Here is a 15400-nt window from a genome sequence, read left to right on the forward strand (position 1 = left end):
TAATGTTTTAACCCTGTGCAGGTGTATTCAAGGCTTCATCCACCACTTTTTCAGATAAGGTTTCGGAAGCAGTTCCTTTGTTTTCGGTGATCTTCAGAGCGGCATAAGTAGCCGAGCTTAATCCAAGCAGGATCAGATTATTATCGCTGACAATTGGAATTAAAAAATCGGTTGAATGCAGCAGGCATTGCGCCAGGTTGGGATCACCTTTTGCGAAATCGGAGAGGCAAAAACCGGGATCGCCCAGGTTGCCCAGCACCGATGCAATGAACCAGATCCCAAATACAGCATTGAATATAACCGCCTGGAACCGTTGAATGCTTACGCCGTTCTGATCAGAAAGGATGTCGAGAAAAAAATTGCTGGTCTTGATATCCTGGTGGCGGAAGACCAGCGGATCCTGTTGATCGGCCAGGTCAATAACGCGGGCGGCGGTGGTAGTTCCGGCGCTGATGCCCAGCAGCACGAGGGTAGAAGTATGCAAATTGGGAGCATGACCGGTTTGTAAAATAATGGTCGTAAAAGCTGTTAGAATGATCACCGACCACCAGGCCAGCTGTACACGTGACCAGCTGAAGGGGCGGGGACTGGCTTTGCTTAGATCGCGCAGCATGTTGAACTTTCGGTCACACACAACTACGGCAGCAGTCAGAATTGCAAATAGGGCCCAGAACTGAAAAACCATAAGGAGTAATTTTTAAGGGACGTTATTAAGACAATCCCTTTACTTTCAAAGGGAATGCCGGATTTTAAAAACGCACATTATTCCTGCACTTTGCTTACGGTTTGTAACAGTTACCAATGTGATAATTTAATTCGATAATGAAATACAGGCAATCAAATTAGCTAATTTAATAATGCAATAGTATGATGAGGAAACACAGGAATGGTGAATGCCCGCGCAAGAGCCCGGGTATCACATACGGGATTTCGGTCGATGGATGCCACAAAGTAAGAATTCGAACAATAAGACTGCCGCATCGGAGCATTATCACATATCAAATCATCGAATTATCACATTTTCATGACGTGTCTCTGCCAATAGAACTGACATTTTTGCACCCTTCCTGGCCACGGCATAATCATTGATAACCATAAGGGAACATTAAATTCAGCATATATGGGAAAGATAATAGGAATTGACCTCGGTACCACCAATAGCTGCGTTGCAGTAATGGAAGGAAATGAGCCGGTGGTAATTGCCAATGATGAGGGACGCCGTACCACCCCGTCTGTAGTGGCTTTTCTGAAAAACGGCGAACGTAAAGTGGGCGACCCGGCCAAACGCCAGGCCATCACCAATCCGCACAATACCATCATGAGCGTTAAGCGTTTCATGGGCCGCCGGTTCGATGAAGTGACAGAAGAGATCAGCCACTGGAGCTACAAAGTCGCAAAAGGTGACAATAATACGGTACGTATTGACATAGACGGCCGTTTATATACACCCCAGGAATTATCAGCCATGATCCTTCAGAAAATGAAGAAAACGGCTGAAGATTATCTGGGTCAGGAAGTTAATGAGGCCGTAATTACCGTTCCGGCTTATTTCAATGACGCACAACGTCAGGCTACCAAAGAAGCCGGTGAGATCGCCGGTTTGAATGTACGCCGTATCGTGAACGAGCCTACGGCAGCCGCCCTGGCTTATGGTCTTGATAAAGGCAAACATGATCAGAAGATCGCCGTATTTGACCTCGGTGGTGGTACATTCGATATTTCTGTACTGGAGCTGGGCGATGGCGTTTTCGAAGTAAAATCAACCAATGGTGATACCCACCTGGGTGGTGACGACTTCGATAAGGTGATCATGGACTGGCTGGCCAACGAATTCAAAAACGACGAAAATGTTGATCTGCGCAAAGACCCGATGGCCTTACAGCGGTTGAAAGAAGCTGCTGAAAAAGCCAAGGTCGAGCTGTCTTCTTCTACCGAAACAGAGATCAACCTGCCCTATATCACAGCTGTTGACGGAGTGCCCAAGCACCTTGTTAAAAAGCTGAGCCGCAGCAAATTTGAACAATTATCTGATAGTTTATTCGAGCGTTGCCTGCGTCCTTGCGAACAGGCGCTGAAAGATGCCGGTCTGTCTACTTCACAAATTGATGAAGTGATCCTGGTAGGTGGTAGCACCCGTATTCCGAAAGTACAGGAGATCGTTGAGAAATTCTTCGGCAAGAAACCCAACAAGGGGGTGAATCCGGATGAAGTGGTAGCCGTTGGTGCTGCTATTCAGGGCGCCGTACTTACCGGTGAAGTGAAAGATGTACTGTTGCTCGACGTAACACCGCTGAGCCTGGGTATTGAAACCATGGGTGGAGTAATGACCCGTTTGATCGAAGCCAATACCACCATTCCTACCAAGAAATCAGAAGTATTCTCTACTGCCAGCGATAACCAGCCCGGCGTTGAGATCCATGTACTGCAGGGTGAACGTCCGATGGCCAACCAGAACAAGAGCCTCGGTCGCTTCCAGCTCACTGATATTCCACCGGCGCCCCGCGGCGTTCCGCAGATCGAAGTGACCTTTGATATCGACGCCAATGGTATCCTGCATGTGCTGGCCAAAGACAAAGGCACAGGTAAAGAACAGAAGATCCGGATCGAAGCCGGTAGCGGGCTGAGCAAAGACGAGATCGAAAAAATGAAAGCCGAAGCCAGGGCCAACGAAGCTACAGACAAGGCTGCCCGCGAAAAGGTTGATAAGATCAACCAGGCCGATAGCCTGATCTTCCAAACCGAAAAACAATTGAAGGAATACGGCGACAAGATCCCGGCCGATAAAAAAGCGCCCATTGAATCTGCGTTGAGCAAATTAAAAGAAGCGCACAAATCACAGGATGTAACTGCTATTGATGCAGCTACAGCTGAAATGAACACTGCCTGGACGGCAGCCAGCGAAGAGTTGTATAAAGCTACGCAAGGCGCACAAGCCGGCGGAGGCCAACAACAAGCCGGTGGCCAGCAGCAAGGCGGAAATAACGGTGGCGGTGAAAATGTAACCGATGCCGAGTACGAAGAAGTGAAATAAGAGGATGGAGATTACATAAAAGACGAAAATCCCCTTTCGGTTTACCGGGAGGGGATTTTTAATCTCTTCCCGGTTTTCTATCTCCATCATATAATTCATCCCACCAATCAACCACTTTGTCCGATTCCAGTATAGCCTTTATCTGTTCAAGAATTGACTGGTTATCACACTTGTCAATAAGTTCATGTAGTTCCTTTTTTATTGGCAGATCCATAATGCATGCTTTTACCAAATTTAATGAATTTTCGTCATAGGAACCTGCTAATGTGATAATGTGATAATCCCGCAGAGCGGGAAAAGTTGTGATGATGTGATGATGTTTACAAAAGCCGCTGCAAGCTGTGATAATCTATCACACTATATTATTTCCATCTTTTCCATTAAAAAAGACGCATTGCGGTTCTTGGCCACACCGCGCTGCAGCGTATAATCGAACAGCAATTCTCCATCGCGGATGATACTTTCAAAACAATAATTATTCACTTTACCCTTCAGCTCTTCTTCGAGCCGGCTGAGCGCGAGATCGTGCGTGGCAAATAAGGTAAGACAATTATATTGTAACAATTTCCTGATGAATTGTTCAGAGCCATGGGTTTTATCTTCTGAATTGGTGCCGCGCAGGATTTCATCGATAAGAATGAGCACGGGCACAGTTTGCTGTTGCAGGTAATGAATGATCTGCTGCAGCCTTTTCAGTTCTGCCATGAAATAGGAGGTATGTTCCTGCAGGGAATCACTTACCCTGATAGAGCTGCGAATGACCATGGGCGTAAACGCGAATGCAGCAGCGCATACCGGCGCGCCACACTGCGCCAAAATGAAATTCACTCCCAGTGTACGCAGGAAGGTGGTCTTTCCCGACATATTGGAACCGGTGAGCAATACCAGCTTTTCATCAATGCCGAATGTACAGTCGTTCGCAACGCGTTCTTCGGCTGCTATGAGGGGATGGGCCAGTTGGGTAGCAGCTACAGACACGCCGCTGTTATTCACCATGGGATACTTGTACTGCGGATAATTGAACGCAAAACAGGCCAGTGAGTTCAGGCTTTCGATCATGCCTACACAATGGATCCAATCGCCAAAATCATCTTTATGCTCCTTCTTCCAGCTTTCCAATGCCCACAGGCACTGGATATCGTACATGAAAAAGCTGTTCATAAAAATATTGATGACCAGGTTCAGCCGCTGATCGAACATGGCTGCCAGGCGCGATAATTTTTTTACAGATCCATGCGCTGCCGTTGCCATGTTCTTTTCTTTTTCCAGCAAAGCCGCGTTACCGGTTTCCACCTTACTGAACAACGACAGGATACTCGCATATTGCTCGAGGATCGACTGCTTTTTACCCAGCAAATTGTGCTGCTCATGAATCCGCTTCGCATACATGCTTATAATGATCCAATTGAGAAATACAACCGGGATGAGCAGCAAATAACTGCCCGTGAACAGGTATACGATCAGGAAAATGCTACTGTATACCGGCGTCAGCAGGCGCAGCACATTTATCTGGATTTTACCATGAATGATAGCCGGCCGTTGTAACCAGTCGGCAATATTATGCAGGTTGCCTTCCTTCTCCTGGTTGAGCAACCCGTGCGCCGTCAATAATTGCCGCAGCTCCCGTTGCGGTTGTAACAGCTGTACCGCCTGTTGCTGTTGTTCAATGGCATGCTTTTCAAGCAAAGGTTGTTGTAACAGTGCCGCCAGCTGCCGCGAACCATGCCAGGTAGTGGTGCGGTTCAACAAATGATATAAAGAAGCGGGGCCGAAAATGTCAAGGTCACCCGAAATAGTGTCGTTTGACAGAAACGAAGCGCCATCATGGAACTGGTTGGGCTGATGGCGTAATACCGCCAGCTCATTGGTATTTATGAAAAGTAATTTTTCCAACAGGGCCTTGCGATCGTTCAAACGCCAGGCCACCCTTACGAGCACGACAAAAGCGACCACCATCACCAGGCTGGTGACCATCCAGGTAGTGCTGTTACCTGCGATCCACTGGTAAATTGCCCAGGCAAAAACCACGAAACAGGCAAGCCGTAATGCAGCTATAGCGGTGGTGACCGGTTTTATCCGGCTCAATGCATCAGTATAGAACTGCACCTTCTCTTCGTAAAAAGCAATGGTTGATGCCATATTGAAATCGTAATTTGCCAGAGACAAAGTTTTTTTATAGAAAATTTGATTTCGAAAAATTTAAATTAGGAACCGGTTACCAGTTACCAGTTGCCGGGCCTTGAATGTCGATCATGCTGCCTATAATTTTTTACCCGGAAACCGGGAACCGGAAACTGGCGACTATTTCATAACCACCTGCACCGTATCAGGCGTCTGCTGCATCAATTCAACCGTTTTACCCGCGATCATTTTCTGTAACAGTTCTTCGGTATAATGCCTTATGGTAAGCAGGGTAAGTCCTTTTTCAACCTGCACTTCAAAAATGCTGGCGGCAGCGAGGGCCAGCTTTTCCATTTTCTCGGGTTGATTATCGAGGCAAACCTGTATGGTAACGGCGCCGGTTTGCATCAGGTTGGGTTTGATCCTGGTATCGGCAAGCAACTGGTACAGATCGGCCACCGGCTTTTCACCTACAAACGAAAAATCCTTTGAATGCAGCTGTATCAAAGCCTGGTTCTCCTTCAACACTATGATCGGCGGCAATCCTTTAAGGTGTTTGTTATGAATGACGGTACCGGGCAGGTCTTTATCGAGAAAACATTTTACATACAGCGGAATGCCTTTATTCTGCAGCGGTTTTATCGTTTTGGGGTGAATGACCTGCGCGCCATAATAGGCCATTTCAATCACTTCATCATAATTCAGTTCACGCATCAATTGAGCATCAGGGAACAATTTGGGGTCGGCATTCATCACACCTTCCACATCTTTCCAGATATATTGTCCTTCGGCGTTGAGCAAATTTGCAAATACAGCAGCCGTATAATCACTGCCTTCACGCCCAAGCGTGGTGCTTTCATTTTCATCAGTAGAACCGATAAAACCCTGGGTTACGATCACATTGTGTTCTTTCAACAGCGGCAACACCACATTTTCCGCTTTATTGCGGGAATAGAACCAGTCGATATTCGCATCGCGGAAATTATCATCGGTGCGGATGATATCCCGTACATCGATCCAGTGATTGTTAAAACCTGTTTCGTTCAGGTAAGCACTTACAATAACGGTTGACAGTAATTCACCGATGCACACCACCTGGTCATAGTAGTAATCGAATCCCTGTACGGGTTTGTCGTGCAGCAGCCATTCTACCTCAGTGAAAAAGTTGCTCAGCTGCTCCAGTGCACTATTATATGTTTTAACGAGCAGGTACTTGGCCATGGTAAGGTGGCTTTGTTTAATGGCTTCAAACAATTGCAGCGCCTCTTCTTTTTTATTATCATAAAACGCTTCCACTACTTTTTCAAGTGCATTGGTAGTTTTACCCATGGCTGAGATAACTATTAGCAGTTGCTCTCCGTGGTATGATTTTAGTATAGCCCCTACCTGCTGGATCCTTTCCGTACTGTTTACACTAGCGCCGCCGAATTTGAAGACTTTCATGGTTGGTATTATTGTTAACTTTTTCGATAAGGATGCAAAATACTGATTTCGGGATTTTGAGATTTTGAGATTTCGGGATTTTGAGATTTAAATTTTTTTGGAATGGCTGAACCCGGGCAAATCCCAAAAGCCGCTCGCTACATGCAGCAATCAGGAATCACAGGAGATAGTATATTATGTATGACTTAAAAAATTCGGAAATTTCTGGCTTGATGCTTCAGACTTCTGACTTCTGTTTCCCTATCTTCGCCAGCTAACAACTGTTAACCAAACAATGGATTGAAATATGACCACAATCAACAGAAATGTATTAACCCTTGATGAGTTCACTATTCAGCAGTTAAGAGATTTTCCACATGCAACCGGTGAGTTGAGCGGCCTTTTAAGGGATATTGGTCTGGCAGCCAAACGGGTAAATGTAGAAGTAAACAAGGCCGGACTGGTAGATATACTCGGTGATGCCGGCACCATAAATGTACAGGGCGAAGATGTAAAGAAGCTGGATGTCTTTGCCAATAACCAGTTCACCGGTGTGTTGCAGCATGGTATCAGCTGCGCAGGTATTGCCAGTGAAGAGCTTGATGAATATGTGGCTTTTGACGATGCTGTCAGCAAGAACTCGAAATATGTTTGTCTGTACGATCCGTTGGATGGCAGTGGTAATATAGATGTGAATGTATCTATCGGAACTATTTTCAGCGTATACCGCCGCGTATCGGAAAAAGGCACTATTGCCAAAGCAGATGATTTCTTACAACCCGGCAGGAACCAGGTAGCGGCTGGTTATATCGTTTACGGAAGTTCAACCATGCTGGTATATGCTACCCGCCGCGGTGTGAACGGTTTTACCCTCGATCCCTCGATTGGCGAATTCTGTTTAAGCCATCCCAATATCAAATGCCCTGAGTTTGGCAAGATCTACTCGGTGAACCACGGTAATTTCTTCCAGTACGAACCGGCCGTTCAGAAATACATCAACATTTGCCAGAAAAAGAACAAAGATACCGGTGGCCCCTATACGCAGCGCTACATCGGCAGCATGGTGGCGGATGTGCACCGCAACCTGATCAAGGGCGGCATCTTCATGTATCCGGGAACTGTTGATAAACCAAATGGCAAGCTGCGTTTGCTGTACGAATGCAATCCGTTTGCATTTATTGCAGAAGTAGCCGGTGGGCGGGCAACCAATGGTAAAGAAAGGATCCTGGATGTTCAACCGACCGAACTGCATCAGCGCAGTCCATTATTCATCGGCAGCAGCGGCATGATGAATGAACTGGATGAATGCCTGAATGGCAGAACGAAGGCTTAACAATACGCTGAACGCAAGACGCTTAATGCAAAGCGCAAAACGTGAAACGCTTAAGGCTGAAGGCTCAAGGCTGAACGCGTTAAGCATTTAGCCTTAAGCCAGATTTCTGGTATAGTATTAGCATCGATGGGGTTTTAATCACTTCATGAACGGGATATGTGTAGAATAATCAGTATTTATTCGGTTTTCGTTTACATAATTTTAACAATAGCTGGCTGCACAACCACTAAAACAACGACCAGTTCAACGGGTACTACCAGCAAAACCGGTAGCACGGCCGGATCAACCACCGCCGGAACTACAACTGAAAAGAAAGTGGTGGTCACGCCTTCTACCCCTGTTGTTAAAGCCAACCTGGCGCCAGGACTGGAACGTGAGATCCTGGCCCTGGTAAATGACTACAGGAAAAAGAAAAAACTCGGACCGCTGCAAAGCAATGCAGCCATGGAATACCAGGCCCGCCGGCACAGCATGGATATGGGCACGCACCGTATTCCATTTGGTCACCAGGGGCTTTCCTTCCGCATGAAATACATTATGGACAAAGTGCCCGGCGTTACACAGGTAGGCGAAAATGTGGCTTTTGGCAACCTGTCGGCCCGGGCAGTGGTCGACGGCTGGATCAAAAGCGCCGAACACCGCAAAAATATGGAGGGCAATTTTAAATACACCGGTATCGGGGTGACCCGTAACATGCAAAACCAGCTATATTTTACGCAACTCTTCGCTAAATAACAGGCAGGGGATTTTGAGATTTCTGATTTCGAGATTTTCGATTTCGAGATTTTGAGATTTTGGAGCAAATCGCAAAATCCCGCAATCAGAAATCAGAAATTATATTCATCGGGATTTTTGAGATTTTTTATATTGGAAAATTAGGGTTCTGGAGACATTTGAGCATGTTCAAATTAGAGCAAATCGCAAAATCCCGCAATCAGAAATCAGATATTGTATTCATCGGGATTTTTGAGATTTTTTATAATGGAAAATTAGGGTTCTAGAGACATTTGAGCATGTTCAAATTAGAGCAAATCGCAAAATCCCGCGATCAGAAATTATATTCATCGGGATTTTTGAGATTTATATTGGAAAATTAGGGTTCTGGAGACATTTGAGCATGTTCAAATTAGAGCAAATCACAAAATCCCGCGATCAGAAATCAGAAATTTTATTCAATTGGGGGTATCTTGTGCCTCAAATTCAGGAACAAGTACATGAGTAAGGTGATCATTTCGGTAAAGGATCTTATCAAAAAATACGGCAGTTTCGAGGCAGTGAAAGGCATCAGCTTCGATGTCAGGGAAGGGGAGATCTTCGGCTTGCTGGGCCCTAATGGCGCCGGCAAATCAACCACCCTCGAGATCATTGAAACCCTGCGCGAGAAAACCTCCGGTGAAGTATGGGTAAATGGATTCAACCTCGATAAAGATCCGAATTCCATTAAACAGGTGATCGGCGTGCAGCTGCAAACGTCCGGCTTCTATCCGGGGTTGAACCTCGTAGAACTGATCGATCTGTTCGCCGGTTTGTACAATCGCAGGATCGTTGCCCGCGACCTGTTGAAAATGGTGAACTTGGAAGATAAGGCGAAAAGCAAGTTCAAAGACCTTAGCGGTGGGCAGAAACAACGTTTTTCCATTGCTACTACACTTATTAATGATCCCCGGATCATTTTCCTCGATGAACCAACCACCGGCCTTGACCCGCAGGCCCGCCGCAATCTGTGGGACCTCATTCAATCGATCAGGGCCAAAGGCACTACCGTGATCATTACAACTCATTATATGGATGAAGCCGAAGTATTGTGCGATCGCATTGCCATCATAGATGCAGGAAAGATCATCGCCCTGGCAACGCCCGATAAACTGATCGACGACCTGGTTGCAACCGGCTTTGAGCGGCCCAAAGAAGTAAAGAAAGCCAACCTCGAAGATGTGTTCATTCACCTGACAGGCCATGCGCTGAGAGACGAAAAATAATACGTTGGGCGGTTTCCATTATCGCATTATCACAACTTGTCCCGCTCTGCGGGATTATAACATTTTCAAATTATGGATTTACGTTATCCAATAGGTAGATACGAACCACAACCGTTCTCCGACAAACAAAAACGCGAATGGCTGCAGGATATCCAGTTCCTGCCGGGCATGCTGGAAATGGCTATCGAGAACCTCGATGAAAAGCAGCTGAACACTCCTTACCGCGATGGCGGCTGGACGGTTAAACAGGTGGTGCACCACGTGGCCGACAGCCATATAAATGCCTACATCCGGATCAAACTCGGATTAACGGAAAATAATCCGGTCATCAAGCCCTATGAAGAAACATTATGGGCCAACCTGGCCGATGTAAATGCGGTGTCCATCAATATTTCTATTACGCTGTTATATGCTTTACATACCCGCTGGCATTCGGCTATGCTGAACCTGCCGGCAGACGCCTGGAACCGTACCGTATTTCACCCGGAACATAAAAAAGAAATGACGCTGTATTATCTCTTAGGCAACTATGCCTGGCATGGCAAACATCACGTAGCACATATCACTTCGTTGCGGGAACGGAACGGGTGGTAAAGTTCAAAGTTTAAAGTTCACAGTTTAAAGTTCAAAGTTCACAGTTTACATATATTCAGTTGTTCAGTTAATAGGTAAGCTCTTCAGGATTGTCAATTGACGATTCAGGATTGTCGATTGACGATTCAGGATTGTCGATTGACGATTGAGCAAATTCACCATTCACAACCAATGACAAAAAATGAAGGAATGAGAGACCTGAAATGGAAAACAATAAAGTCGGAATATTTATTCAAAGACCTGTGGTTCACTGTGCGCAATGACACCTGTGAAAGACCCGATGGAAAACTGGTAGCTCCTTACTACGTATACGAATTCCCTACCTGGGTAACAGCCGTAGCGCTTACGGAAGATGGGAAGGTGATCCTGGAACGCCAGTACCGGCATGGCTTGCAGGAGACGCATTATGAGATCCCCGGCGGCTGTGTAGATGATACCGACAAGACTTATGAAGATGCCATTGCCCGCGAACTGCTGGAAGAAACGGGTTATAGCTTCACCCGCTTTGAATACCTCGGAAAGACCAGCGCCAATCCCAGTACCAATAATAACTGGATGCACATGTACCTGGCTACCGGCGGCAAAAGAGTAAAGGACCAGGAATTTGATGAGAATGAAGATATCGAAATTCACCTGGTATCGATGGATGAATTAAAGCAAATGCTCCGTGATAACGAGATCGTTCAAAGTATGCACGTGACGGCTATTATGTATGCGCTGGCTAAGTTAGGAGAGTTGAAATTTTAAATTGTAGTTCCCGATACGAAGTCAGAAGTCCGAGGTCAGAGGTCGGAATTACAGGCTGTTCAGACTTCCGACTTCAGACTTCAGACTTCCGGCTTCAGGCTTCACAAACTAACTTCTCCCACTACAAACACACTGCCACACACGATTATCAAATCATGCTTTGATGCTTTATTCATGGCTTGCTGTAATGCCGTGTTCACATCACTATAGGCATGGCCCTTTAACCCAATGGCCTGTGCCCTGGCAGCCAGTTCTGTTTCAGGCAAAGCCCGCGGTATTTGTGCCCGGGTAAAGTAATAGGTGGCTTCCCTGGGTAATAAAGACAACACTTTTTCGATCTCTTTATCCTTTACCAGTCCGATCACAATATGCAAATGTTGATGATCACTCAATTCAATTTGTGCCGTGATCTGTTTAATGCCATCTTCGTTATGTCCAACATCCAATACTACTACCGGATTGGCATGGATCACTTCCCAGCGGCCATGCAGACCGGTGAGTTTTTTCACCTGCTGCAAAGCTTTCTGCACATGTTCTTCCGTTATTTTATAGCCGCGCTGTTGCAGTTGATGTACGACTTCCAGCACGGTGACGCAGTTCTTGGTTTGATAATATCCGGGGAGGTCTAACTGATAGGTGCTGCGTTGATCGGAAGAGGAAGGAGATACCTGCAGCACCAACTGGTGATGATCATATTTCCACTCGGCCACATAGCGTTGTTTATCGGCAAACACCAATGGCGCCTGTTTCTCGCTGGCTACCTGTTCAAATACCGGTTTTGTTTCCGCCGCCGTTTCGCCGATGACAACCGGCACCTGCGGTTTAATGATACCGGCTTTTTCCATGGCAATAGCCGGCAGGGTATTGCCCAGGAGATTCATATGATCCCAACCGATATTGGTAATAACAGCTACTTCGGGAACGATCACATTGGTAGAATCCAAACGGCCGCCCAGTCCGGTCTCAATCACGGCGATATCTACCTGTTCATGTACAAAATATTCGAAAGCCATCGCCACGGTGATCTCGAAGAAGGAAGGTTCTATTTCATCAATGGCGGGTTGAATGCGTTCGACAAAATTGGCGACAAACTGTTTATCGATCATTTCACCATTTACCCGGAACCGCTCCCTGAAATCGCGCAGGTGCGGCGACGTGTACAAGCCGGTTTTATAACCTGCTGTTTGCAGTATGGCCGCCAGCATATGACTGGTGGAACCCTTGCCATTCGTTCCGGCAATATGTATTGATTTGAATTTTTTATGCGGATTGCCTAAGTATTCACAAAGCCGGATGGTATTGGTGAGGTCCTTCTTATAGGCGGCTGCGCCAATCCGGCTGAACATAGGCAGCCGGGTAAACAGATAGTTCGTCGCTTGCTCGTAGGTCATCGTTATAATTAGGGCGACAAAGCTAAAAGAAAACTGCGAAAAAAAGGTGTGCCATCCGTCAGCTGGCGAATGGCACACCTGTTTTATAAGAAAGGATTAGTAAGTCCTCGAATTACCCTCTTACTTTGAACTTGACCAGTACGGTGCCTGTCTGTGCCTCAGGACCGTTTGGATTAGCATTTAATTTTGACCGGCGAACGATATCAATGGCCTTTTCTTTAAAAAAGCTTTCTGAAGTGGTGGAACCTCTTGGCTGATAACTGGCACTGATGACATTCCCTGCCTGATCAACTTTTATATCAACCGCTACGGTCGCATTTTCATTGAAATCATCGGTATAGGAATAAACCCTGGTGAACATACGGCCCGATAAACCACTCTTAATGGCAATACCCGAATTACCGCGTCCGCCGCCGGTATAATTCTTTGAATCGGGATTACCGCCAGGCCGGCCCTGATCACCGGTTCCGCCGGCAATACCTTCGCTACCGCCTCTTTTGTAGGTAGAAGCTTCGTTGCCACCTGTGCCTGTACCATTAACAGCGCCCATGGTAGCCTTGGGTTTGCGAACAGGCGGTGCAGGTGTTTCTACAGGCTGCGGATTATTTACCGGTTTGCTTTTCACAACTTCTTTCTCCGGCACTTTGGTTGCTTCCGGTTTTGCTACCGGGGGCTTTTTAATTTCCGGTGCATCCACATCCTTATCATCAGTCTCAATATCTTTTACATCTTCTTTGGCAGGTTCCGCCCTGGTAGGCGGAACGTATACTGACTGTTGTTGAGCCGGGGCAGGGGAGCCGGGTTCAAAGGGCTGATCATTGCCCATGCCCATATCACTGTTTCCGAGGTTAACTTCAATACCTTCTTCCATAGGCGGCTGCGGCAAAGGCGGCATACCCCATTTTACAAAAATGAAAATAACCAGCATCAAGCCAACCACCAGTGCGGTATAGCTGCCAGCCTGTATATTCTTTTTGGATTCAAATTCCTGGTGCTGCGTCATGATCAGTATTTTGATTACACTAAGATAACCAATGTTTAGAGTTTATTACAACTATAATGCTAATTGAACAGCAAATCCATATCGATGTTGCCCGTTGCACAAATTTTAACAGAGTTTTTCCAGGTATTTCCTGCAAATGGTGAACTTTTGAAACCTTATGTTCGGCATCGCGAATCGTCAATCGTCAATCGACAATCCTCAATGGTCAATCGTGAATGCGCCTTCGCCGTTGGCGGCTTCAGCTACAATCAATAATGGGAATTCAGTGACGGTGGCTTAAGTATGGAACTGTATTTTATTATTACAACTTGTGCCGACAAAGCCGGGATTAGCTAATTATCACATCAGCTAATTAGTTTTGAGCACACCCATAAACTGTTTCCATGGTCCTACGGCTTCATCATATTGTTTGGCCATAACGCGGCTTAGCTGATGGATATGCGTGAGATCATGCACTACCCACGACGCTAATAAATGACGCAGGGTAACGGTACCAAGAACCGGATGGATACCGGTGCTTTCAAGTATTTCATCAGTCAGGTTCATTGTTTTGAGCGCCGCCAGGTTATCCTTACGCAGCACTTTAAACTCATCGAGCAACTGACTCATTGTCTTGCCTTTGCTTTCTTTTACATGTCCTTCCATGTCGAATGGAGGAAAGAGTTTGTCGCCTTGCCCTAAAATAATCTGCGTGCGGGGGATCCAGTCGGTTTTTTCGCCATGTATCAAATGCGCCACGATCTCGAAAGGCGACCAGGTGCCGCCGCCTTCGTTACTGAATAACCATTCATCTGCCAGTCCGTATAACATAGCTTCAATCACCAGTGGCGTTCTTTCCAAGATGGGCAGCGCTTTTTCCAGGTCAAATTGCATACAGGTTAATTTAGAAGGCAAAGGTAGTGAGTTTGTCCGCGATACCCCTAACCCCCTAAAGGGGGCAATGGTCAATGGGCAATGGTGAATGGCTCATGATTTTTTGAAACTAATGATAAATCTCGAGCCTCCACAAACTCATGCCTTGCCCGCCATAGCCTTGGCGAAGGCGTGTCTCTTTGCCTTTATGCCTTGTTGCCTTTCGCCTTGCGCCTTCAACCTTTTGCCTTCAGCCTTTTTAAGCCTTGGCCATCATCGTCAATTTTCTATTAAACCCGCTACCATGGCCGCTTTTAACTTTTCACACGCGCTTTAAGCATCCTAAAAACGGCCCTGAGTTGATTTTAGCGGCGGGAAAACCCGTATTATGTTTGCATCACGAAACGCATTAAACGCATAAAACATACAAACATGAAAACTGAATCGAGGAATTACGGAAAACTGGCAATCGTAGCACTGGCTTTTACATTGGCTTTTTCAGCACCTGCTTTTGCCAATGACGGAGATAAAGGAGAGAACGCCACAGAATTAAAGTTTATCGGCAACATGGAAAATCAACCGGTATTCGAACTGAGCCTGGCGAATAAAGAAGAAGATGAGTACACCGTAATTTTCCGCGACGAGTATGGCAACGTGTTGTACAACGATAAATTCAAAGGAACCGGTATCACCAGGAAATTCCTCTTAAAATCAGAAGATCTCGGTGATACAGCATTGAGTGTTGTAGTAAGATCTAAAAAAGGAACTACAGAAGTGTATTCTATCAACAGAAATCACACGTACGTTCAGGAAACTACGATCAACAAGGTTAAATAACCGAACCTGCAGTTTCAGTCAATCATCATCATAGAGTGTTTTATAATGCGTCGGTTGTTCCGGCGCTTTTTTTTTGGGTGAATGGTGAAT

At 46.1% G+C, this 15400-nt stretch carries 13 protein-coding genes; 7 read left to right on the top strand and 6 right to left on the bottom strand.

Annotated elements, in window-relative coordinates:
• Positions 1 to 7 precede the first annotated feature (7 nt).
• Positions 8 to 613, bottom strand: coding sequence for a hypothetical protein (locus tag JUB15_RS12065; protein WP_207512738.1), 606 nt, complete (start codon positions 611 to 613; stop codon positions 8 to 10).
• Positions 614 to 1120: 507 nt separating this feature from the next.
• Between JUB15_RS12065 and dnaK the strand changes: the two genes are divergently transcribed.
• On the top strand, positions 1121 to 3031 hold the full coding sequence (gene dnaK, locus JUB15_RS12070) for a molecular chaperone DnaK (protein WP_207512739.1): 1911 nt from the start codon (positions 1121 to 1123) through the stop codon (positions 3029 to 3031).
• A gap of 357 nt (positions 3032 to 3388) precedes the next feature.
• Here the strand turns inward: dnaK and JUB15_RS12075 are convergent, their stop codons facing one another.
• Positions 3389 to 5170, bottom strand: a complete 1782-nt coding sequence (locus JUB15_RS12075; protein ID WP_207512740.1) for a MutS-related protein — start codon at positions 5168 to 5170, stop codon at positions 3389 to 3391.
• A 162-nt stretch (positions 5171 to 5332) separates the two neighbouring features.
• Complete coding sequence (locus JUB15_RS12080; protein ID WP_207512741.1) at positions 5333 to 6595, bottom strand: aspartate kinase; 1263 nt, start codon at positions 6593 to 6595, stop codon at positions 5333 to 5335.
• A 286-nt stretch (positions 6596 to 6881) separates the two neighbouring features.
• On the opposite strand from JUB15_RS12080, the gene fbp reads away from it, so the two are divergent.
• The 5 genes from fbp (at position 6882) to JUB15_RS12105 (ending at position 11227) form a co-directional block, all read left to right on the top strand.
• Positions 6882 to 7907: a class 1 fructose-bisphosphatase gene (fbp, locus tag JUB15_RS12085; RefSeq protein ID WP_207512742.1), complete on the top strand. Its 1026-nt coding sequence runs from the start codon at positions 6882 to 6884 to the stop codon at positions 7905 to 7907.
• Positions 7908 to 8063: 156 nt separating this feature from the next.
• Positions 8064 to 8642, top strand: coding sequence for a CAP domain-containing protein (locus JUB15_RS12090; protein ID WP_207512743.1), 579 nt, complete (start codon positions 8064 to 8066; stop codon positions 8640 to 8642).
• 479 nt (positions 8643 to 9121) lie between these two features.
• Entirely contained in the window at positions 9122 to 9886 is a 765-nt protein-coding gene (locus tag JUB15_RS12095; RefSeq protein WP_207512744.1) for an ABC transporter ATP-binding protein, read from the top strand.
• A gap of 72 nt (positions 9887 to 9958) precedes the next feature.
• On the top strand, positions 9959 to 10480 hold the full coding sequence (locus JUB15_RS12100) for a YfiT family bacillithiol transferase (protein WP_207512745.1): 522 nt from the start codon (positions 9959 to 9961) through the stop codon (positions 10478 to 10480).
• A gap of 189 nt (positions 10481 to 10669) precedes the next feature.
• A complete protein-coding gene (locus JUB15_RS12105; RefSeq protein WP_207512746.1) occupies positions 10670 to 11227 on the top strand; it encodes an NUDIX hydrolase in 558 nt (185 codons plus the stop codon).
• Positions 11228 to 11328: 101 nt separating this feature from the next.
• On the opposite strand, the gene JUB15_RS12110 is transcribed toward JUB15_RS12105, so the two are convergent.
• The 3 genes from JUB15_RS12110 to JUB15_RS12120 form a co-directional block, all read right to left on the bottom strand.
• On the bottom strand, positions 11329 to 12618 hold the full coding sequence (locus JUB15_RS12110) for a bifunctional folylpolyglutamate synthase/dihydrofolate synthase (protein WP_207512747.1): 1290 nt from the start codon (positions 12616 to 12618) through the stop codon (positions 11329 to 11331).
• Between the two features lie 112 nt (positions 12619 to 12730).
• Positions 12731 to 13621 (bottom strand): hypothetical protein, encoded by an 891-nt coding sequence (locus tag JUB15_RS12115; RefSeq protein ID WP_207512748.1) that lies wholly within the window; start codon positions 13619 to 13621, stop codon positions 12731 to 12733.
• A 348-nt stretch (positions 13622 to 13969) separates the two neighbouring features.
• Entirely contained in the window at positions 13970 to 14494 is a 525-nt protein-coding gene (locus JUB15_RS12120; RefSeq protein ID WP_207512749.1) for a DinB family protein, read from the bottom strand.
• A gap of 411 nt (positions 14495 to 14905) precedes the next feature.
• Between JUB15_RS12120 and JUB15_RS12125 the strand changes: the two genes are divergently transcribed.
• Positions 14906 to 15310: a hypothetical protein gene (locus JUB15_RS12125; RefSeq protein ID WP_207512750.1), complete on the top strand. Its 405-nt coding sequence runs from the start codon at positions 14906 to 14908 to the stop codon at positions 15308 to 15310.
• Positions 15311 to 15400: the final 90 nt, after the last annotated feature.

Source organism: Longitalea luteola, from assembly GCF_017356035.1.
GTDB lineage: Bacteria > Bacteroidota > Bacteroidia > Chitinophagales > Chitinophagaceae > Niastella > Niastella luteola.

Excerpts from the sequence above, each read along its gene's own strand:
- JUB15_RS12065 (WP_207512738.1), bottom strand. The coding sequence starts at position 613 with ATGCTGCGCGATCTAAGCAAAGCCAGTCCCCGCCCCTTCAGCTGGTCA.
- dnaK (WP_207512739.1), top strand. The coding sequence starts at position 1,121 with ATGGGAAAGATAATAGGAATTGACCTCGGTACCACCAATAGCTGCGTT.
- JUB15_RS12075 (WP_207512740.1), bottom strand. The coding sequence starts at position 5,170 with ATGGCATCAACCATTGCTTTTTACGAAGAGAAGGTGCAGTTCTATACT.
- JUB15_RS12080 (WP_207512741.1), bottom strand. The coding sequence starts at position 6,595 with ATGAAAGTCTTCAAATTCGGCGGCGCTAGTGTAAACAGTACGGAAAGG.
- fbp (WP_207512742.1), top strand. The coding sequence starts at position 6,882 with ATGACCACAATCAACAGAAATGTATTAACCCTTGATGAGTTCACTATT.
- JUB15_RS12090 (WP_207512743.1), top strand. The coding sequence starts at position 8,064 with ATGTGTAGAATAATCAGTATTTATTCGGTTTTCGTTTACATAATTTTA.
- JUB15_RS12095 (WP_207512744.1), top strand. The coding sequence starts at position 9,122 with ATGAGTAAGGTGATCATTTCGGTAAAGGATCTTATCAAAAAATACGGC.
- JUB15_RS12100 (WP_207512745.1), top strand. The coding sequence starts at position 9,959 with ATGGATTTACGTTATCCAATAGGTAGATACGAACCACAACCGTTCTCC.
- JUB15_RS12105 (WP_207512746.1), top strand. The coding sequence starts at position 10,670 with ATGAGAGACCTGAAATGGAAAACAATAAAGTCGGAATATTTATTCAAA.
- JUB15_RS12110 (WP_207512747.1), bottom strand. The coding sequence starts at position 12,618 with ATGACCTACGAGCAAGCGACGAACTATCTGTTTACCCGGCTGCCTATG.
- JUB15_RS12115 (WP_207512748.1), bottom strand. The coding sequence starts at position 13,621 with ATGACGCAGCACCAGGAATTTGAATCCAAAAAGAATATACAGGCTGGC.
- JUB15_RS12120 (WP_207512749.1), bottom strand. The coding sequence starts at position 14,494 with ATGCAATTTGACCTGGAAAAAGCGCTGCCCATCTTGGAAAGAACGCCA.
- JUB15_RS12125 (WP_207512750.1), top strand. The coding sequence starts at position 14,906 with ATGAAAACTGAATCGAGGAATTACGGAAAACTGGCAATCGTAGCACTG.